The organism is Nocardiopsis deserti, from assembly GCF_008638355.1.
Taxonomy (GTDB): domain Bacteria; phylum Actinomycetota; class Actinomycetes; order Streptosporangiales; family Streptosporangiaceae; genus Nocardiopsis; species Nocardiopsis alborubida.
The window spans coordinates 43,209-61,019 of sequence record NZ_VWVS01000013.1; the positions used below are offsets into that span (position 1 = coordinate 43,209).

General features: G+C 72.2%; 17 protein-coding genes, 2 tRNA genes and 1 pseudogene. 12 read left to right on the top strand and 8 right to left on the bottom strand.

Going from position 1 to position 17,811, the window contains the following annotated elements:
- Window positions 1–15: 15 nt before the first annotated feature.
- A complete protein-coding gene (locus tag FYW99_RS17035) occupies window positions 16–1,830 on the bottom strand; it encodes an ABC transporter ATP-binding protein (protein ID WP_150253261.1) in 1,815 nt (604 codons plus the stop codon).
- A 138-nt stretch (window positions 1,831–1,968) separates the two neighbouring features.
- On the opposite strand from FYW99_RS17035, the gene FYW99_RS17040 reads away from it, so the two are divergent.
- Entirely contained in the window at window positions 1,969–2,568 is a 600-nt protein-coding gene (locus tag FYW99_RS17040) for a TetR/AcrR family transcriptional regulator (protein WP_150253026.1), read from the top strand.
- A gap of 51 nt (window positions 2,569–2,619) precedes the next feature.
- On the opposite strand, the gene FYW99_RS17045 is transcribed toward FYW99_RS17040, so the two are convergent.
- Window positions 2,620–2,913 carry a GroES family chaperonin gene (locus tag FYW99_RS17045; protein ID WP_150253262.1) on the bottom strand — a complete coding sequence of 98 codons (294 nt, stop codon included), beginning with the start codon at window positions 2,911–2,913 and terminating at the stop codon, window positions 2,620–2,622.
- Between the two features lie 154 nt (window positions 2,914–3,067).
- On the opposite strand from FYW99_RS17045, the gene FYW99_RS17050 reads away from it, so the two are divergent.
- Window positions 3,068–3,140 (top strand) — tRNA-Ala (locus FYW99_RS17050).
- 221 nt (window positions 3,141–3,361) lie between these two features.
- On the opposite strand, the pseudogene FYW99_RS17055 reads toward FYW99_RS17050, so the two are convergent.
- A pseudogene (locus FYW99_RS17055) lies at window positions 3,362–3,622 on the bottom strand (aldo/keto reductase); the annotation flags it as partial.
- 547 nt (window positions 3,623–4,169) lie between these two features.
- Between FYW99_RS17055 and FYW99_RS17065 the strand changes: the two are divergent.
- Entirely contained in the window at window positions 4,170–5,036 is an 867-nt protein-coding gene (locus FYW99_RS17065) for an SRPBCC domain-containing protein (RefSeq protein ID WP_150253028.1), read from the top strand.
- On the top strand, window positions 5,033–5,344 hold the full coding sequence (locus tag FYW99_RS17070; protein ID WP_150253029.1) for an ArsR/SmtB family transcription factor: 312 nt from the start codon (window positions 5,033–5,035) through the stop codon (window positions 5,342–5,344). The genes FYW99_RS17065 and FYW99_RS17070 overlap by 4 nt, the downstream gene beginning before the upstream one ends.
- Here the strand turns inward: FYW99_RS17070 and FYW99_RS17075 are convergent.
- Window positions 5,319–5,534, bottom strand: a complete 216-nt coding sequence (locus FYW99_RS17075) for a hypothetical protein (RefSeq protein WP_150253030.1) — start codon at window positions 5,532–5,534, stop codon at window positions 5,319–5,321. The two genes, FYW99_RS17070 and FYW99_RS17075, sit on opposite strands and share 26 nt — an antisense overlap.
- Window positions 5,535–5,722: 188 nt before the next feature.
- Between FYW99_RS17075 and FYW99_RS17080 the strand changes: the two genes are divergently transcribed.
- Window positions 5,723–5,795: transfer RNA gene (locus FYW99_RS17080), tRNA-Ala, on the top strand.
- A 237-nt stretch (window positions 5,796–6,032) separates the two neighbouring features.
- Here the strand turns inward: FYW99_RS17080 and FYW99_RS17085 are convergent.
- Window positions 6,033–6,965, bottom strand: a complete 933-nt coding sequence (locus tag FYW99_RS17085) for an SDR family NAD(P)-dependent oxidoreductase (RefSeq protein ID WP_150253031.1) — start codon at window positions 6,963–6,965, stop codon at window positions 6,033–6,035.
- A gap of 154 nt (window positions 6,966–7,119) precedes the next feature.
- On the opposite strand from FYW99_RS17085, the gene FYW99_RS17090 reads away from it, so the two are divergent.
- From FYW99_RS17090 to FYW99_RS17100, 3 genes are all read left to right on the top strand, one after another.
- Window positions 7,120–7,467: an ArsR/SmtB family transcription factor gene (locus FYW99_RS17090; protein ID WP_061078890.1), complete on the top strand. Its 348-nt coding sequence runs from the start codon at window positions 7,120–7,122 to the stop codon at window positions 7,465–7,467.
- A complete protein-coding gene (locus FYW99_RS17095) occupies window positions 7,464–7,937 on the top strand; it encodes an SRPBCC family protein (protein WP_150253032.1) in 474 nt (157 codons plus the stop codon). The genes FYW99_RS17090 and FYW99_RS17095 overlap by 4 nt, the downstream gene beginning before the upstream one ends.
- An 89-nt stretch (window positions 7,938–8,026) precedes the next feature.
- Window positions 8,027–10,147, top strand: coding sequence for an ATP-dependent DNA helicase (locus FYW99_RS17100; protein ID WP_150253033.1), 2,121 nt, complete (start codon window positions 8,027–8,029; stop codon window positions 10,145–10,147).
- A gap of 68 nt (window positions 10,148–10,215) precedes the next feature.
- Here the strand turns inward: FYW99_RS17100 and FYW99_RS17105 are convergent, their stop codons facing one another.
- Both FYW99_RS17105 and FYW99_RS17110 read right to left on the bottom strand, forming a co-directional pair.
- Window positions 10,216–10,743, bottom strand: coding sequence for a DUF6315 family protein (locus tag FYW99_RS17105; RefSeq protein ID WP_047870739.1), 528 nt, complete (start codon window positions 10,741–10,743; stop codon window positions 10,216–10,218).
- 183 nt (window positions 10,744–10,926) lie between these two features.
- On the bottom strand, window positions 10,927–11,274 hold the full coding sequence (locus FYW99_RS17110; RefSeq protein WP_150253034.1) for a hypothetical protein: 348 nt from the start codon (window positions 11,272–11,274) through the stop codon (window positions 10,927–10,929).
- Window positions 11,275–11,501: 227 nt separating this feature from the next.
- Here FYW99_RS17110 and FYW99_RS17115 point away from each other — a divergent pair, with 227 nt between their 5' ends.
- On the top strand, window positions 11,502–13,019 hold the full coding sequence (locus FYW99_RS17115; protein ID WP_150253035.1) for a hypothetical protein: 1,518 nt from the start codon (window positions 11,502–11,504) through the stop codon (window positions 13,017–13,019).
- Between the two features lie 173 nt (window positions 13,020–13,192).
- On the opposite strand, the gene FYW99_RS17120 is transcribed toward FYW99_RS17115, so the two are convergent.
- Window positions 13,193–13,978, bottom strand: a complete 786-nt coding sequence (locus FYW99_RS17120; protein WP_190394699.1) for a glutamate racemase — start codon at window positions 13,976–13,978, stop codon at window positions 13,193–13,195.
- A 251-nt stretch (window positions 13,979–14,229) separates the two neighbouring features.
- Here FYW99_RS17120 and FYW99_RS17125 point away from each other — a divergent pair, with 251 nt between their 5' ends.
- From FYW99_RS17125 to FYW99_RS17135, 3 genes are all read left to right on the top strand, one after another.
- Complete coding sequence (locus tag FYW99_RS17125; RefSeq protein WP_150253036.1) at window positions 14,230–15,675, top strand: FAD-binding oxidoreductase; 1,446 nt, start codon at window positions 14,230–14,232, stop codon at window positions 15,673–15,675.
- 77 nt (window positions 15,676–15,752) lie between these two features.
- Complete coding sequence (locus FYW99_RS17130) at window positions 15,753–17,039, top strand: SAM-dependent methyltransferase (protein ID WP_150253037.1); 1,287 nt, start codon at window positions 15,753–15,755, stop codon at window positions 17,037–17,039.
- Between the two features lie 238 nt (window positions 17,040–17,277).
- Window positions 17,278–17,763 (top strand): hypothetical protein, encoded by a 486-nt coding sequence (locus tag FYW99_RS17135; RefSeq protein WP_150253038.1) that lies wholly within the window; start codon window positions 17,278–17,280, stop codon window positions 17,761–17,763.
- Window positions 17,764–17,811 lie beyond the last annotated feature (48 nt).

Sequence of the window (17,811 nt, forward strand, 5' to 3'; positions counted from 1 at the left end):
GATGCTACCGCGCCCTCACGTGACCGGCGTCACCCGGCCCGCCTCCGCCCGGTCACCGTCGGGGTCCGGAGCCCCGGACCCGGCGATGTGCAGTGCCGCGATCAACTCCCGGTACAGCTCGTCCCGGTCCATCAGCTCCCGGTGCGTGCCCCTGGCCCGCACCCGTCCGTCCTCCATCAGCACGATGGTGTCGGCGTGGATCACGGTGGACAGCCGGTGCGCGATGGTCACCACGGCCGCTCGGGCGGCGTGGGCGCGCACGCTCTCGGTGATGGCTGCCTCGGTGATCGCGTCCACCTGCGAGGTGGCCTCGTCCAGCAGGAGCACGTCCGGCGAACGCAGCAGGGCGCGGGCCAGGGCGATGCGCTGGCGCTGGCCCCCGGAGAAGGACGTGGCGTCCAGCGGGGTGTCCAGCCCCTCCTCCAGGGCGTCGATCCTGTCGGCCAGCCGCACCTGGCCCAGGACCCGGCGCACCTCCTCCCCGGTGGCGTCGGGGCGGCTGAACAGCAGGTTCTCCCGGATGGTGCCGGGGATGACGGGGGTGTCCTGCTCCACGTAGGCGAAGCGGCCGCGCACCTGGCCCGGGGTGAGCTCCCGGTAGGGGGTCCCGTCCAGGAACAGCTGCCCCTCCTCGGGTTCGAGGAAGCGCAGCAGCAGCGAGAACACGGTGGTCTTGCCCGCGCCCGAGGGTCCCACGATCGCGGTGTGCCCGCGCCGGGGGACGGCCAGGTCCACCCCGTCCAGGGCGGACTCGGCGCCGGGCGCGTACCGGGCGGTGACCCCGCGCAGTTCCAGCAGAGCGCCCGCGCGCTCCCCGTGCGCGGGGCCGTCCGCGTCCTCGTTCGCGACGCCGTCCGCGGGGACGGCCGGTGCGGACGCGTCCGCCGCCTCGGCGGAGGGTTCGAGCGGGATGGCCTCCACCTCACGGATGCGCCTGGCCGCGGCGACGCCCGACTGGAGGGTGGTGACGCTCTGGGACAGCTCCATGACCGGGGTCATCAGGGTGAACGCGTAGAGCAGGAAGGCGATGAGGGTGGAGACGTCGATCGCGCCCGAGGACACCCGCAGTGCACCCACGCCCAGGATGGCGATGATGGCGAGCTGGATCCCGCTGAACGCGATCGTCCAGGCGACCGCCTCCCGCCGCACCGAGCGCATGCCGTGCCGCGCGGACTCCCGGGCGTGTTCGAGGATCTGGCCGCTCAGGCGCTCCTCGGCCCGGCTGACCTTGACCGTGCGGACCGCCCGCAGCGCGCCGTCGAGCATGCCGCCCATCAGGCCCAGGGAGTTCTGCGCCCTCTCCTGCGCCTTGGCCAGGGCGGGCATCAGCGTCAGGAACAGGACGGTGACCACGAGCACCGCGACGAAGGTGACCGTGAGCAGGAACAGGTCCAGCACGCCCATCATGACCAGCGTTCCCACCAGCAGCACGCAGCCGTTGATGAGACTGATGACGCTGGTGGAGGCCGCCTCGCGCAGGAGGACCGTGTCGGAGGTCGCCCGGGTGACGAGCTCGCCGGAGGAGCGGCGCGACAGCGGGATGAGCGCGGCGCGGAAGTAGCGGCGCACGAGCGAGGTGCGCGCGTCCAGCACCACCTTCTCGGCGACGGTGCCCAGGAGGATCCAGTGCCACAGGCCGGACACCGTGCCCAGCACGAACAGGCCCAGCAGCAGGGCGATCGGCACGAGCAGGCCGCCCCCGCCGGAGACGGTGTCCAGGACGAGCTTGATCACCATCGGGTTGGCGAGTTCGAGCGCCGAGCCGAACAGGGCCAGGACCAGGCCCAGCACCAGCTTGTTCCGGTGCGGGCGCACGAACGACCACAGCACCCGGAGCTGGGCGAACCGGGGCTCGGGCGCGCCCGGGTTCGAGTCAGTATCTACCTTCGATGGATCAGTCATGTTTTAAAGTAGGTCATGTCTGACCGATTATTGTCAACCAATTACCGACAAGCCTAGGATGAGGGCATGGTGAAGAGCGCTCCCTCAGACGAAGAGACGAGGACCCGCGCCCGGACCCGGCGCGCGATCCTCGAAGCGGCGGTGAAGGTGCTCGGGGAGAACTCCTCGGCCCCCCTGTCCCAGGTGGCCAGAACCGCGGGTGTGGCGCGCAGTACGCTCCAGCGCTACTTCGCCGAACGCGCCGACCTGGTGTGCGCTCTCGGCGAATACGCCAACGAGCTCATCAACGAGGCCACCGAGCGGGCGCGCACCACCGAGGGCACCGGACTGGAGGCCTTCCGGCGGCTCGTGCCCGAGTACTTCGGGCTCCAGAAGGTGATCATGCTGACGGTCGGGGCCGACGACTCCTGGGACGAACTGCTGGAGGAGGAGTGCGGGGAGGCGGACCGGGCTGTGTTCGCCCTGGTCGAGCGCGGCCACGCCGACGGCAGCATCGATCCCAGGATCACGCCGATGTGGGCGCAACAGCTCCTGTGGTCGGGGCTCTACGCGGCCTGGGCCTACGTGAGCGTCAGTCGCACGCCCGCCTACGAGGCCCTCAACCTGTGCGTGCACTCGCTGGTCAAGGCCGTCGCGAACCCCGACGGAAGCGGCGCGGGCACCTGATCCGGGGCGGCGCGCGGAGGACCCGCCGGACTGGCGGGGCGGGCGAGGCGGCTACAGGTACAGGCCGGTGCCGTGCTCGGGGGCCTCGTTGGCGACGGCGTGCACGTCGCGCTCGCGCAGGATGACGTAGCGCTCGCCGTTCAGTTCGACCTCGCCCTGCTCCTCGGGATCGAAGAGCACCCGGTCCCCGGTCTTCACGTGGCGGGCGCTGGTTCCGGCGCCGACGACCTCTCCCCACGCGAGCCTGGTCGCCAGCTTGACCGTGTCCGGGATGACCAGTCCGGCGCTGCTGCGCCGCTCGGTCCTGTCCGGGACCGTCTTCACCAGCAGGCGGTCGTGGAGCATCTGGATCTCAAGCTTTGATTCGGGCACCACTCCAGGGTATTCGGCGCGGAAACCGGCCACCGCACGTCCATCCACAGGCCCTGAGGTCGCAACCCACTCCCAACCTCCGGTACAGTAATTCCATCGCCGAGCGGGGGAACCGCCCGGCATACAAGGGGCTATGGCGCAGTTGGTAGCGCGCCTCCATGGCATGGAGGAGGTCTGGGGTTCGAATCCCCATAGCTCCACGTGACACGGGCTGCTGCTCGCCGGTCTTCGACCGGCTCGCCGCAGCCCGTTCTGCTTTCCGGGGGAGACCCCCCGAACCCTCCGAGGTGCCCCCCTGTGGCGGAGCCGTGGTTGTCGGTGGGGCGGGTGGAGCGCTCTCTCGCGACGTGGGGCTTCGCCTCGTGGGTCGTGGCCGGTGGACCTGGTGGAGGTCGATGTGGTCCATCCCGAGGCGGCGCAGCGACCCCTCGACGGCGGAGACGATCCAGCGGCGGGAGCTGCCGCGCTGGTTCGCCTCCGGCCCCATCGGGCCGCTGAACTTGGTGGCGAGGACGACGTCGTTACGGCGTCCGCGCAGTGCCCTGCCGACGATCTCCTCGGTCCCGCCTTCGCCGCCGTACACGTCGGCGGTGTCGATGGTGTTGATCCCGTGATCGAGCGCGCGGTGGATGACGCGCACGCACTCGTCGTGGTCGGGATTGCCGGCTCGCCCGAACATCATGGTGCCCAGGGTGTAGGGGCTGACCCGGACGCCGGTGCGTCCGAGGGGGCGGGTGTGCACGGATTCTCTCCCTGGGGGTGACTTCGTTCCCTCACCTTGGTGGCGGTACCGGTCAGGAAGTGTCCGCTTCCGGAGACGAACTCGCTGTAGGGGAGAGGGGCGAGGGCTTCGAGCGCCCTCCGTTCCGTTCGGACGGGTTCGACGACCACGCCGCCGAGCGCGCCCCGACGAGCCTCGCGGTCACGGGCTCGGTGCGGCGAACGCGGGGCCGGATCGGCGACCTCCTGCGCGCCGCCGGGGCGTCGAGGGCGGAGGCCACCGCCCCGGGCTGGGGCTCCGGCCCGTTCGGGGCCGTGGCCGTCGCGCATGTGTGGTCCCACGCGAGGGCCGGACCGGGACGACCGGTTCCCATGGCGTCCTCACTTCGTCCGCAGGTGGAGCGCCCGGCCGTGAACGCCCTTGCCCGGCTTTCCGCAACCCAGGGGTTGCGGAAAGGGTGGACTTGATGCAACCATTGGGTTGCACATTGAGAGATCGGGGAAGAGTCATGGACGAGACGCTGGACCGGGTCGAACGGCAGGTGGACATCGCGGCGCCACCCGAACGCGTCTGGGAGCTGGTGACGCGGCCGGGCTGGATGATCAACGACGGTGCGATCATCGACCACGAGGTCGAGCGGGACGGCGACGTGGACGTCGTGCACGACACCGTCCACGGGACCTTCCGGATCCGCGCCGAGAGGCTCGAACCCCACTCCTACGCGGCCTTCCGCTGGCTCGCGAGAGAGGGGGAGGGCTCCACACTCGTGGAGTTCTGGATCGAGGAGCGCGACGCGGGCGGGGTGACCCTGCGCGTGGCGGAGAGCGGCTTCTCCACGCTGAGCGGCTCCGAGGCCGACGGGCGCAGACTCCTGGAGGAGGCCACCTCCGGCTGGGAGCTGGAGCTCTCGGCCGCACGGTCCTACCTCGACCCCGCGACCGTCGAGCGGTCCGTGCGCGTGGACGTCGCCCCCGCCGCGCTCTGGCCGGTGCTCACCGAGCCCCGGCACTTCGCCGCCTGGTACGCCTTCGGCGGCGCCGACTTCGAGGCCGTGCCCGGAGCGGCGATGGAACTGCACTGGGACGAGCACGGCACCTTCCGGGGGCGCGTCGTCTCCGTCGAGGAGCCGTACCTCTTCGCGTACCGCATCGCGGCCGAGCCCGACACCGAACCGGGGAAGGACGACAGCACCCTGGTCACGCTGCGCGTCCGCGACTCCGGCGAGGGCTCCCTGCTCACCGTCACCCAGAGCGGGTTCGACGCCCTCGCCGCGCGCCTGGGAACCGTCCCCGACAACGTCGCCACGGAGACCGAGGGGTGGTCCGGGGGGCTCACGGCCCTCATCGGTCACCTGGCGCGGACGGCGGCGCCGTGACCGGGGAGGCCACCGCCTTCGCGGCCCTGGGCGACGAGACGCGCTGGAGCATCCTGGTCCGGCTGGGCCGCGCGCCCGCGTCCGCCTCGGCGCTGGCCGAGGAGCTGCCGGTCAGCCGCCAGGCCATCGTCAAGCACCTGGAGGTCCTGCGCGGGGTCGGCCTGGTCGAGTCCGAGCGGCGCGGCCGCGAGGTGGTGCACCGGCCGGTCGGGTCGCGCCTGAGCGCCCTGGGGCGCGACCTCCAACGTGTCGCGGCGGTCTGGGACCGCAGGCTGGAGGCGATCAGGAGGCTGGCGGAGGAGGACTGACCCGTTCGTCCACGAAGGCGAGGAGGTCCGGGTCGCCGGAGACCAGGCGCTCCACCTCCTCGCCCCCGTCGCACCGGCACAGGGCCACCGTCACCTCGGAGGCCGACCGCCCCACCACCCGCCACACGGCGCCGTGGTCCTCCCAGCGGACCAGGGTGTCGACCGGGCTCTGCTGTGGTCTGTCGCTCATGTCCTCTCCTGTGCCCGTTCGGGAGCCGTCGAAGAGGATTTCGGTTCGTGCGGTCGGACTGCGTCCCGGTTGTTCCGGAACGACTGCGGGGCACCGGAGGCGCGGAGGCGTGTGGGGTGGCCGACACCGCGGCTGGTCATCCCACCCCCGCACGTCCGATAGACTCGAACCGTTGCTGCAAGGCACACGGGGCTATGGCGCAGTTGGTAGCGCGCCTCCATGGCATGGAGGAGGTCTGGGGTTCGAATCCCCATAGCTCCACGTTGGGCCCGCGTGGTGGGTGGACTTCGTCCACCTTCCCCGCGGGCCTTTTTCTTCTGGGGGGACGACCCCCCAGACATCCCGGTGCGCCGCTCGGCCTTGGCCGCGGGCTGCTGCTTGCCGGGGGAGACCCCCGACCCCCCCGAGGCGCCCCCTGCGGTCGGGGCCGTGGTCACCGGTGGGGTGGGTGGAGCGGTCCCCTGCGACGCGAGGCTTCGCCCCGGGGGTTGTGGGGCCTCACCTCGCGGGGATGGTGAACGGCGTGCCGGTGAGTTCCTCGGAGAGGGCCCACAGGCGGGCGCCGGTTCCGGGGTCCGTGCTCGCGGCGGGGGGTCGTACGGGTTCCGGCCTGCCGACCACCAGACGTGAGGGCCCGTAGTAACCGCCGCCGACGCCCTCGGGGTCGAGCGCCGCGCGGACGACCGGCCAGGCGCCCCGGTGCTTGCCCTGGACGAACGCGGAGGCGAGCGAGTACAGCGCGCGAGTCGCCCCGGAGGGCTCGTTGACCCCCTCGCGGCGAGGCGACAGCTGGTCGAGGGCGGCCCCCGGGTGCGCGACGAGCGAAGCGGTGTCAGTCCCGGCCGCGCGCAGACGGCGGTCCAGTTCGAAGCCGAAGGCCTCGGTCGCGCGCTTGGAGCGGATGTAGGCTCCGCGCCCGCTGTAGCCGTCCTCGCTCATGAGTTGGTCGAGGTCGGACGCGCCCCTGTGGGTGACGTAGCTGCCCAGGGACACCACGCGGCTGCCCGGCGCCGACAGGAGCGAGGGCAGGGTCCGCGCGATGAGCGCGAAGTGCCCCAGGTGGTTGGTCCCCACGGTCAGCTCCAGGCCCTGGGCGGTGGTCCGGCGCAGGGGGCCGGCGGAGATGACTCCCGCGTTCGCCACCAGAACGTCGATCCCCCCTCGGCCGCCGAGGGCCTGCGCCGCCCGGGAGACCGAGTCCAGGTCCGCCAGGTCGAGCGTGACGGCCGACAGGTCCGCCTCGGGGACCAGTGCGCCGATCGACCGCATCGCCGTCTCCAGACGATCGGTCCGGCGCCCCAGGAGCACCACGTGCGCTCCGGTGGCGGCGAGCTGTTCGGCGACGAAGTAGCCGATCCCGGAGGTCGCTCCGGTCACGGCCATCGTCCTGCCCGGCTGCCTGGGCGGTCGGCGGGGATCCCACGGGGACATGGCCCGCCTCCTTTCGCTTCGAGGGTCGAACTAACTTTCGGGAGGCTATCACTTCGATACTCGAAGCAGTTCTCCTCGCTCCGCTCTTGACTCGAGGCGTGTCGCGAGTCATAATCAACGCATCGGTTGATTAACAGGAAAGTTGAATACGCAGATGGCGACCGACCCGTTGAGTCTCACATTCGCGGCACTGGCCGACCCGACCCGTCGGGCGCTGCTGGCGAGGCTCGCCGAGGGTGAGGCCACCGTCAACGAGCTGGCGGAGCCGTTTCCCATCAGCCTCCAAGCGGTCTCCCGGCACCTGAAGGTGCTGGAGCGGGCGGGACTGGTCAGCCGGGGCCGCGACGCGCAGTGGCGTCCCTGCCGACTGGAGACCGCTCCCCTGGAGGAGGCGACGGGGTGGATCGAGCGCTACCACCGCCAGTGGGAGGACCGCTTCGACCGGCTCGACGCGGAGATCCGCCGAATCCAGCAGACACAGAACACAGGAGAGCAGTCATGAGCGACCTCACGGTGATCGCCGAACCCGGACAGCACGACGTCGTCATCACGCGCAGCTTCGACGCGCCCCGCGACGTGGTGTTCAAGGCCATGACCGATCCCGAGTACCTCGCCCGGTGGTGGGGGCTCAAGGAGAACGAGACCGTTATCGACCGTGCGGACCTGCGCCCGGGCGGTTCCTGGAGGTTCGTCGAGCACGCCCCCGACGGCCAGGAGTACGGCTTCCACGGCGTGGTCCACGACGTCGTCGCGCCCGAGCGCTTCGTGCAGACCTTCGAGTTCGAGGGCATGCCCGGGCACGTGTGCCTGGAGACCACGACCCTGGAGGAGCGGGACGGCCGCACCCTCTACACGTCGACCACGGTGTTCCAGAGCGTCGAGGACCGCGACGGTATGGTCGAGTCCGGCATGGAGTACGGCCTGAAGCAGTCCATGGGCGTTCTGGACGAGCTCCTGGCCACGATGGCCTGAGAGCCTCCGGGGGAGGATCGGCCGGGTCCCGGCCGATCCGGCCTGTGGACAGCGCCCGCCCTGTCCCTCACGGCCGGTACTGTCGATCCGTGGCAGATCTCCCCGACGTTCCCACCCTGCTCGACGCGGCCGTCGCCGCCCTGGGCGGCAGCCGCCGCGAGGGCCAGGCGACCATGGCCGGTGCCGTGGCCGAGGCGGTCGACAAGCGCGAACACCTGGTGGTCCAAGCCGGTACCGGCACCGGAAAGTCCCTGGCCTACCTGGTACCCGCGATCAGACACGCGATGGCCAGGGAGAGCACCGTGGTGGTCTCCACCGCCACCATCGCCCTGCAGAACCAGCTCATCGAGCGCGACCTGCCGCGCCTGGCCAAGGCCCTCACGCCGATGCTGCCCCGCGAGCCCACGTTCGCCGTGCTCAAGGGCCGCCGCAACTACCTGTGCCGCAACCGGCTCCAGACCGCGGGCGAGGAGGCCGAGGACACCGAGCTGTTCGACCCGCGCCAGCTCTCCTCGCTGGGCCGCCAGGTGGCCCGCCTGCACGAGTGGGCGGAGGACACCGTCACCGGCGACCGCGACGAACTCGTCCCCGGCGTCAGCGACCTGGCCTGGCGCCAGGTGTCGGTGGCCGCCAACGAGTGCATGGGCGCCCGCATCTGCCCCTTCGGCCAGGAGTGCTTCGCCGAGTTCGCCCGCGAGGCCACCCAGGGCGTGGACGTGGTGGTCACCAACCACGCCATGCTCTCCATCGACATGTCGCAGGGCTACCACATCCTGCCCGAGCACAACACGATCATGATCGACGAGGCGCACGAACTCGTCGACCGCGCCACATCCGTGGCCACCGGCGTCCTGGGCGAGCGCACCGTCAACGCCGCGGCCAAGCGCGCCGCCCGCCTGATCGAACCCGGGGTCAGCGAACGCCTGACCGAGTGCGCCGACGGCCTCGCCCTGATGTTCACCGAGTCGCCCGACGGGCGCCTGGACCACATCGACGACGCCCTGGCCAACGCGGTCGCAGCCACCCGCGACGCCGCCTCGGCCTGCGTCACCGCCATCGGTCCCTCCCCCGGGGAGCTGGATCCGGACGGCGCCAGCGACCGCCGCCTGGCCCTGGCCGCGCTCGGCGAGGTGCACGACACCGCCGTGCGCGTCCTGGAGTCCTTCGAACCCGCCCTGCGCGACCGCACCGAGGTCGTCTGGCTGACCAAGGCGCCCGGCCGCCAACCCGCGCTCCACGTCGCCCCGCTCGGCGTGGGCGGTCTGCTGCGCGAGAAGCTCTTCGGCGACCGCACCGTTGTCCTGACCTCCGCCACCCTCACCCTGGGCGGCTCCTTCACCTCCCTGGCCAACCAGTGGGGACTGGGCCGGGAGGTGGCCCAGGAGGCCGCCGAACGCGCCGCGGCGGGCCGCGGTCCGGAGCCGGCCGGCCCGGCGAACGCCGCCGGGGACCGGGCCGCGGACGGCACCGACGACGGCTCCGGAACCGACGACGAGGACGGCCCGCACCGCGCGGCCGGGGAGCCCCGCTGGCGCGCGCTGGACGTCGGCTCGCCCTTCGAGCACGCCCGCCGGGGCATCCTCTACGTGGCCACCCACCTGCCGCCACCCGGCCGCGACGGTCTCGCGCCCGCCTACCTGGACGAGATCAGCGAGCTCATCGAGGCCGCCGACGGCCGCGCGCTGGGTCTGTTCTCCTCCATGCGCGCCGCCCAGCAGGCCGCCGAGGAGCTCCGTGAGCGCCTGGACCAGCTGATCCTGTGCCAGGGGGAGGACTCCACCGGGCAGCTGGTGCGCCGCTTCGCCGAGGACGAGCGGTCCTGCCTGTTCGGCACCCTGTCGCTGTGGCAGGGCGTGGACGTGCCCGGGCCCTCGCTCTCCCTGGTGATCGTGGACCGCATCCCCTTCCCCAGGCCGGACGACCCGCTGGCCTCCGCGCGCCAGCGCGCGGTCGCCGCGCACGGGGGCAACGGCTTCCTGTCGGTGGCCGCCACCCACGCCGCCCTGCTGCTCGCCCAGGGCACCGGGCGCCTGCTGCGCTCCACCGAGGACCGGGGGGTCATCGCCGTCCTGGACCCGCGCCTGGCCACGGCCCGCTACGGGGGTTTCCTGCGCGCCTCCCTGCCGCCCTACTGGGGGACCACCGATCCGGCGGTGGCCAGATCGGCGCTGCGCCGCCTCGCCGGCCAGCCCGAACCCGCTGCCGGATAGCGCCGGGACCGCGCCCTCCTCCCGGGACCCGCGTTGCGAAAGCGCGGTCCGGGAGCGCGGTCCCGGCCTCAGCCGCGGGTGCGGTAGCCGAACAGCCGGACCGCGTACGCGGGGGACTCGTCGTCCTCCGCCTCCTGGATGAACCAGCGGTCGTCGTGCTCGCCCACCAGGAGTTCGTTCCACATCATGTCGATGAGCTTGAGCCGGGAGACCACGGACGCCTCGGGGTCCAGCACGATCGAGTAGGCGCGGTCGGTCAGTCGCTGGGTCACCATGCCCACGGACTGGCCGTCCCAGATGGCCGGGACGGGGGCGTGCCCGACCTCGACCCCGCACAGCCGCAGCTGCTCCACCTCCTCGTCGAGGGCCTCGGCCGCCAGGGCGCCGTCCAGCCGCAGGGCGTCCTCCAGTTCGTCGCGGTCCTCGTCGGCGCGCATGTAGGCGTGGTAGGTGCGGTAGCCACAGGTGCGGCACTTGCGCCAGACGACGCAGCGGGCCAGCCCGTAGGCGGACTGCGCCTCGCCCACACTCTGGTAGTCGCTCACCTCGCGAATCGTGCCGCAGTCGCAGCACAGGGCCGTGAGATCCTGCTTCATCAGAGTCCCCCCTCCGAGGCGAGTATGCGACGGATGAAGCCCGTTAGGGAACCCGTTCGGCGAGGAAGTCGCGGCAAGGACTCGTCATCAATGCCCAAAATGACCCGCTCGCGGGTTTCGGACCGTTCCCAACGGCGTGTCGGTGTGGCGAGTCTTACGCTCGCCCAGTACGCCCGCGCGCCCTCACTCGTCCAGTGACAGGCCGCGCTTGTTGCGTGCGCTCCAGTCGCGCATCCGCTGCGGGTAGCCGACGATCTGCACGTCGTAGGCCGGGGTCGCCAGGTTCCTGGCCACCTTGCGGATCACGTCGGGCGAGCCGCAACGGCGGCGGATCCACTCGCCGTTCGTCGCGACCGCGACCGCCGTGGTCTGCGTGGCGAAGGTCTCCGGCTCGACGAAGAACTCCACCCCCACCCGGCTCTTGGCGAAGTCGATCAGCGCCTTGATGTCCGAATCCTCGGCTGCCCGGTCGAAACGGGCCTTGCCCTTGCGGTTGGCCTTGCGGAGTCCGAAACGGTCTCGCCATCCCATCGGCGCTCATGTCCCCTTGGTGCAACTCGGTGCGGCTCGGCGCGGCTGGATACTCGGGACCCTGCGGCGGTCCCCGCCGGGCACCACGACCCCCGAGTCTAGCGGGCAGCAACCGCCCCGACAGGACGTGTATCCCCGTGCTCCACGGCTTTGCGCGTTTTCCGGACAGCTCTGTCACCGCGCTGCTACGTTCTGTTCTCACGTGGTGCTTACAGGGGGTGCAGACCATGCCGATGTGGACGTGGGCGGGGGAGACCGCACGACGGCTCCGGGCGGCCGGGCAGGCGGAGCTGGCCGAGGCGGTCGCGAGCCTGCCCGTGCTCAGTGAGGCCGGGGACCCGGTGCGCGTGGAGGCCGTGGCCCGCTCGGCGCTGCGCACCGCGCGCCGGCTGGTCGCCGAGGCAGGCGCGGCCGAGGCCGCGGTCCCGGGGGTCTTCGGCCCGCCGACCCTGTTCTTCCTCGCGCACTGGCCCCTGGCCGTGCGCGTGGGGGCCCTGGCCGAGGGCGGGCGCGCGCTCGCCCAGGTGAGCGCGGCGGCCGACGACGAACCCGAGCCCCTGGCCCACGGTCCGCTGCCGGTGTCCCTGCTGGAGACCCTGGTGCGCTGCCACGCCAACGTCGACGCCCGCGGCACCGCCGAGCAGCGCCGCGAACTGCTCTCCACCCGGCGCCTGGCCGGTTGGGAGCGCACCCCCGCCTGGCCCGCCTTCACCCTCGCCCGGGTGAACCTGCTCATCGACGAGGACCTGGCCGACCGGGCCGAGAACGAGCTGCGGCGCTATGAGCACACCGCCACCGGCCCGGCCATGCTCGGTGCCGACGGGGTGTTCGCCCTCGTCAGAGCCCTGCGTCACCAGGACGAGCACGCCCAGGCCCTGGAGGTGCTGGACCGGATGGAGGCGGAGCTGGTCCTGGACGAGGCCAACCCGCGCAGGGCGGCACTGCACCGCCGCATCCGCTTCGAGCGCGCTCGGCTGCTGTCCTGGCTGGCCCGCCTGGGCCACTGCCCGCCCCAGGAGGCCATCCTCCCGCTGCCCACCGTGGAGGAGGCCGAGGCGTACCCGAGCCTGCGGCCCGCGTGGGTGGAGGCGGTGGAGAACCTGGTGTGTCAGGGCGCGGTGCGCAACGACTGGCGGCTGGGGGTGCGGGTGACCACCTGGTCGCGCTACTTCGAGCGGGTGGGGGCGCCGCGCCGCGGCGCCGAGCTCGCCCTGTCCGCCGCCCGCCTGGCCTCGGTCCGCGGCGCCCGCTGGGTGGCGGGCTGCTCCGCGCAGCGGGCGGAGCGGCTCATCGGGGAGCTGGGGCGCACCGAGGAGATCCTGGGCGACCTGGCCGAGGTGCGCGCCATGATAGCGACGATGCCCCCGGTCCGGCCGCTGGCACCGGCCGAGGGCGTGCTGGACTTCCTGCGGGCGCAGCCCGTGGAGGAGGTCGACCCCGAGCAGCAGGCCGAACAGGTCAACGCCGCCCTGGAGAGGATGCCGCACGACACCCCGCTGCTGACCGCGCTCGGCCAGGTCGGCCGGACCCTGATGCTCTCGGACGCGGCGACCGAGCCCCAGTGGCGCCACGTGCGCGAGCAGCCTGGGGACCAGCGCGCGGCGCTGTCGCTGCTGGAGACCCTCCTGCACGACAACGACACCGTCGGGGTGCGCACCCTCGTGAGCACCCTCGCCGCCGGTGCGCTGGACGGTCCCGTGCGGGTCGGGATCACCGGGCAGGGGGCCCTGGCGCCCCATTCCTGACGGTCGGGTCGCGGGCGAATCCGCCCGTGGACCGGCCGGAACCGTTGCCGATGTGATGCGAGGGTTCTGACCTGCGATGATCTTGTACTTGCAGCGAGGTTCGACGGCCCAGGCTCGCTAGAGGTACAAGATCACGGTGCAGGGAGTGAGCTGGATCGCGTCAGGGAGCGCCCTCACACGGTCGCCGCACCCGCTCCGGACGCGAGGGAGCGCCCCGCGGGGTAGGACAGCGCGGCGGCGGGCAGCCGGGAGGGTCGGCCGCTGGCCAGCACCCGTACCCGGCCCGGCGCGGCGCCCACGGGCGTCTCGCCGATCCGGCGCAGGGCCTGCGCGGCGACCGCTCCGGCGGCGGTGAACAGCTCCGCCCGTCCGCCCAGGGCCGCGGAGATCCGCCCGCCCACCAGGTCGTAGTGCGTGCACCCGAGCACCACGCCGTGCACGTCGCCGGGGGTCAGGTCGGCGGCGTAGGCCACCGCGTCGTCGATCAGCCGCGGGTCGGCCGACTCCACCGCCTCGGCCAGTCCCGCGCAGGCCACCGCGGTCACCTCCACGCCGCGGGCGAAGGTCTCGATGAGCTGGCGCTGGTAGCCGCTGCGCGTGGTGGCGGCGGTGGACCACACCGCGATCGGCCCTCCGGCCGCCGCCGCGGGCTTGATGGCGGGCACCGTCCCGATCACCGGGACACCCGGCTCGAACTCGGCGCGCAACTCGGCCAGTCCGTGTACCGAGGCGGTGTTGCACGGCACCACCACGGCGTCCAGCATGGCGTCCCCTGCGGCCTCCTGGGCGGCCCGGGCCCCGGCCCGGGCGCGTGTGACGATCTCGTCCGGGGTACGCGGACCCCAGGGCATGTGGTCGGGGTCCATCGACAGGAACAGGTCGGCGTCCGGCCGTGCCACACGCAGGGCCGCCGCGGTCGAGAGCATGCCGATACCGGAGTCAACGAGAGCGATACGCACGAATCCCGATCCTACGACCACCTCCGCACCGCACCGGCGGGACACCGCCCGGCGGGGCCGGACCCGCCGGGCGGCCGTGTCCCGGACACAACCGCAGGCAGGGCAACTGAGGGGAAGACACGGAACAAATGGGGTGGCACAAGGTCGTTACCGATAGGTAGAACTGAGTGGATCGGCCGTCCCAGCCGCCCGGCGGCCATGGCCGATCCGGCACGCGAGTGCGTGCCGCCGACACCGGAACGGGAACTGGGATGACTCCTCAACAGCAGGGCACGGGCAGCGCCACCTCCGCGCGGACGGGGCTCGCCGAGCACATAGCGGCAGTCCAGAGACTGCGCCGCGACTACCGGGCCCTGCCCCCGGGAGCGCCGGTGCGCCTGGCCAAGCCCACCTCCAACCTCTTCCGGTTCCGCGAGCCCACCGGCGCGCCGGCCCTGGACGTGTCCGCCTTCACCGGCGTCATCGCCATCGACCCCGTCGAGCGACTCGCCGACGTCGGCGGCATGACCACCTACGAGGACCTCGTCGCCGCCACCCTGCCGCACGGCCTCATGCCGACGGTCGTCCCCCAGCTGCGCACCATCACCCTCGGCGGCGCCGTCACCGGCATGGGCATCGAGTCCTCCTCCTTCCGCAACGGGCTGCCGCACGAGGCCGTCCAGGAGATGGAGATCCTCACCGGAGGCGGCGACGTCGTCACCGCCACCAGGGACAACGAGTACAGCGACCTCTTCCACGGCTTCCCCAACTCCTACGGGACCCTGGGTTACAGCCTGCGCCTGCGCGTGGAACTCGAACCGGTCTCCCCGTACGTGCACCTGCGCCACCTGCGCTTCCACAAGGCCGCCGAGGCCATGGACGCCCTGGCCCTGATCTGCGCCGACCGGGAGCACGGGGGCCAGCCGGTCGACTTCGTGGACGGGGTCGCCTTCGGCCCCGACGAGCTGTACCTGACCCTGGCCCGCTTCACCGACCAGGCCCCCTGGACCAGCGACTACACCGGCCGGGAGGTCTACTACCGGTCCATCCAGCGCTACGCGGGCAGCGGCCCCGGCGACTACCTCGCCATCGCCGACTACCTGTGGCGCTGGGACACGGACTGGTTCTGGTGCTCCCGCGCCTTCGGCACCCAGCACCCGCTGGTGCGCCCCCTGTGGCCGCGCTCCCTCAAGCGCTCCGACGTCTACCGCAGGCTGGTCGCCTGGGACCGGCGCACCGACTTCTCCCGCCTCCTCAACCACTACCGGGGCAGACGGCCCCAGGAACCCCTCATCCAGGACATCGAGGTGGGCGTCGAACGCGGCGCGGAGTTCCTCGACACCTACCACGCCGAGATCGACATGACCCCCGTGTGGATGTGCCCCCTCCGGCTCCGCGAGCCCCGGCGCCCAGGTCAGGGCGAGGACGAGCACGTGTGGCCGCTCTACCCCCTGGAGCACGACCGCCTCTACGTGAACTTCGGTTTCTGGGGCCTGGTCGACATGAAGCCGGGGCAGCGCCGGGCCCACCACAACCGCCTCGTCGAGGAGACGGTGGCCGACCTGGGAGGCCACAAGTCCCTGTACTCGGACTCCTTCTACGGCGAGGAGGAGTTCTGGCGCCTGTACAACGGCACCGCCTACGCCGGGCTCAAGGAGGCCTACGACCCCGACGGGCGGCTGCTCGACCTGTACGCCAAGTGCGTACGCAACCGCTGACGGCACGAGACCACCGGGACGCGGCCCGAGGGGACGGGCACGCGACCGGCAAGAGGGCAAGAGGGAAGGACAGAGCAATGCGGCTCGCTGAGATCTTCGAACGCGTCGTCGGACCCGACGCACCCATCCGGTTCACCGCCTACGACGGCAGCGGCGCGGGGGACCCCGACAGCGACGTGGCCCTGCACGTGCGGACCCCGGTCGCGGTGAACTACCTGGCGCAGTCCCCCAACGCCGTCGGCCTGGCCCGGGCCTACGTCTCCGGCCACCTGGAGCTGGAGGGGGACATGTACACCGCCCTCAGACGCATGGCGGACTTCGTCTTCGCCGACGGGTTCAGGGTCTCGGTGCGCGACGCGGTCGAGATCGCGCGGTCGGTGGGCTGGGTCAAGTTCGTCAACCGGGTCGCCCCGCCCCCGCAGGAGATGCGCCAGGGCCGCCTCAGCGGACTGGGCTGGCGCCACTCCAGGCAGCGCGACGCCGAGGTCATCCACCACCACTACGACGTCTCCAACGCCTTCTACGAGATGGTCCTGGGCCCGTCGATGACCTACACCTGCGCCGTCTTCGACGACGAGGACGGGGCACCGGACCGGGTCGGCCGCTCCGACGGAGCCCTGGAGAGCGCCCAGTTCCGCAAGTACGAACTGATCTCGCGCAAGCTCGGCCTGGAACCCGGCATGCGCCTGCTCGACGTGGGCTGCGGTTGGGGCGGCATGGTCATGCACGCCGCCCGCGAGCACGGGGTCCGCGCGCTCGGCGTCACCCTGTCCAAGGAGCAGGCCGAGTGGGCGGCCAAGAGGATCGCCCAGGAGGGGCTGTCCGAGCTGGCCGAGGTCCGCCACATGGACTACCGCGACGTCCCCGACGGCAGCTACGACCGGATCAGCTCCATCGGGTTGACCGAACACGTGGGGGCGGACAACCTGGCCTCCTACTTCACCTCGCTCAACGACAAGCTCGTGCCCGGCGGGCGGCTGCTCAACCACTGCATCACCCGGCCGCGCAACGACCTCCCGTCCCTGAACCGCGGGGGCGTCATCAACCGCTACGTCTTTCCCGACGGGGAGCTGGAGGGCCCCGGCCGGATCCAGACCGCCATGAACGACGCCGGTTTCGAGATCCGCCACCAGGAGAACCTGCGCGAGCACTACGCCCTGACCCTGCGCCACTGGGGCGCCAACCTGGACCGCAACTGGGACGAGGCCGTCGCCGAGGTCGGCGGGGGCACCGCCCGGGTCTGGCGGCTCTACATGGCCGGATGCGTGCTCGGCTTCGAACGCGACGTGGTGCAGCTGCACCAGATCCTCGGCGTCAAGCTGGACGGCACCGAGGCCCACGTGCCGCTGCGCCCCTGGTTCTGACCGGTCGGCCCACCCGCCGCCGCGGCCCGCCGCCCGAGGCGGCGCCCGCACGAGCGCGTCGAAGGTCCTCCCCTCCCTGTTCGCCGGGGGAGGACCTTCGGCCTGTCAGGGGACCGGCGGGCCCGCTTCGCGGCATCATGGACCCGGGGCGTGTCCGACGGACGCACAACCCGCCGCGCGACCGGCGGGATCCAGCCGGACACACCCCGGCCGCCCACCCACCAGAAGGGACCACGACGTGTCCTCATCCTCCGACGGCAGCACCGACGGGACCACGCCCGCGCCCGACGCGCCCGACCACGTCAAGCGGACCGCGATCGACCTGATCGAGGCCTACGCGGACCGCAACCGGCAGGAGCTCGACGCGGTCGTCCCGCGCGCCTCCGACGACGTCGAGGCCGTCACGTCCGAGCTCAAGGTCATCGCCGCCTTCCTCGGCCGCCGCGTGCAGCAGACCGGTGTGGTCTGGAAGCCCGCCGACTCCCGCGAGGCCGTCGCCCGCATGGTCGCCGAGATGCTCCCGCCCGAACTGGAGTTCGCCGTCTCCACCGCGTGGGAGGCCCACTCGGTCGGTGAGGAGGAGACCGCGGAGCGCTTCACCCGGGGCGACCCCATGGTCTACGTGCACATGCTCGCCGCCTTCGGCGCGGCCATCGGCCTGGCCGTGTACAAGCGCGCCGAACTCCTGTCCATCCTGCGCCAGGTCACCGGACTGTCCGAGTAAGGGCGTGTGACCAAGGGACACACGGGCCCGAAGGGGCCCGTGGGACAC

What these genes read in the sequence shown, in the direction of transcription:
- FYW99_RS17130 (WP_150253037.1), top strand. Translation starts at nt 15,753, where the DNA reads ATGCGGCTCGCTGAGATCTTCGAACGCGTCGTCGGACCCGACGCACCC.
- FYW99_RS17065 (WP_150253028.1), top strand. Translation starts at nt 4,170, where the DNA reads ATGGACGAGACGCTGGACCGGGTCGAACGGCAGGTGGACATCGCGGCG.
- FYW99_RS17075 (WP_150253030.1), bottom strand. Translation starts at nt 5,534, where the DNA reads ATGAGCGACAGACCACAGCAGAGCCCGGTCGACACCCTGGTCCGCTGG.
- FYW99_RS17115 (WP_150253035.1), top strand. Translation starts at nt 11,502, where the DNA reads ATGCCGATGTGGACGTGGGCGGGGGAGACCGCACGACGGCTCCGGGCG.
- FYW99_RS17045 (WP_150253262.1), bottom strand. Translation starts at nt 2,913, where the DNA reads ATGCTCCACGACCGCCTGCTGGTGAAGACGGTCCCGGACAGGACCGAG.
- FYW99_RS17125 (WP_150253036.1), top strand. Translation starts at nt 14,230, where the DNA reads ATGACTCCTCAACAGCAGGGCACGGGCAGCGCCACCTCCGCGCGGACG.
- FYW99_RS17085 (WP_150253031.1), bottom strand. Translation starts at nt 6,965, where the DNA reads ATGTCCCCGTGGGATCCCCGCCGACCGCCCAGGCAGCCGGGCAGGACG.
- FYW99_RS17040 (WP_150253026.1), top strand. Translation starts at nt 1,969, where the DNA reads ATGGTGAAGAGCGCTCCCTCAGACGAAGAGACGAGGACCCGCGCCCGG.
- FYW99_RS17110 (WP_150253034.1), bottom strand. Translation starts at nt 11,274, where the DNA reads ATGGGATGGCGAGACCGTTTCGGACTCCGCAAGGCCAACCGCAAGGGC.
- FYW99_RS17105 (WP_047870739.1), bottom strand. Translation starts at nt 10,743, where the DNA reads ATGAAGCAGGATCTCACGGCCCTGTGCTGCGACTGCGGCACGATTCGC.
- FYW99_RS17095 (WP_150253032.1), top strand. Translation starts at nt 7,464, where the DNA reads ATGAGCGACCTCACGGTGATCGCCGAACCCGGACAGCACGACGTCGTC.
- FYW99_RS17090 (WP_061078890.1), top strand. Translation starts at nt 7,120, where the DNA reads ATGGCGACCGACCCGTTGAGTCTCACATTCGCGGCACTGGCCGACCCG.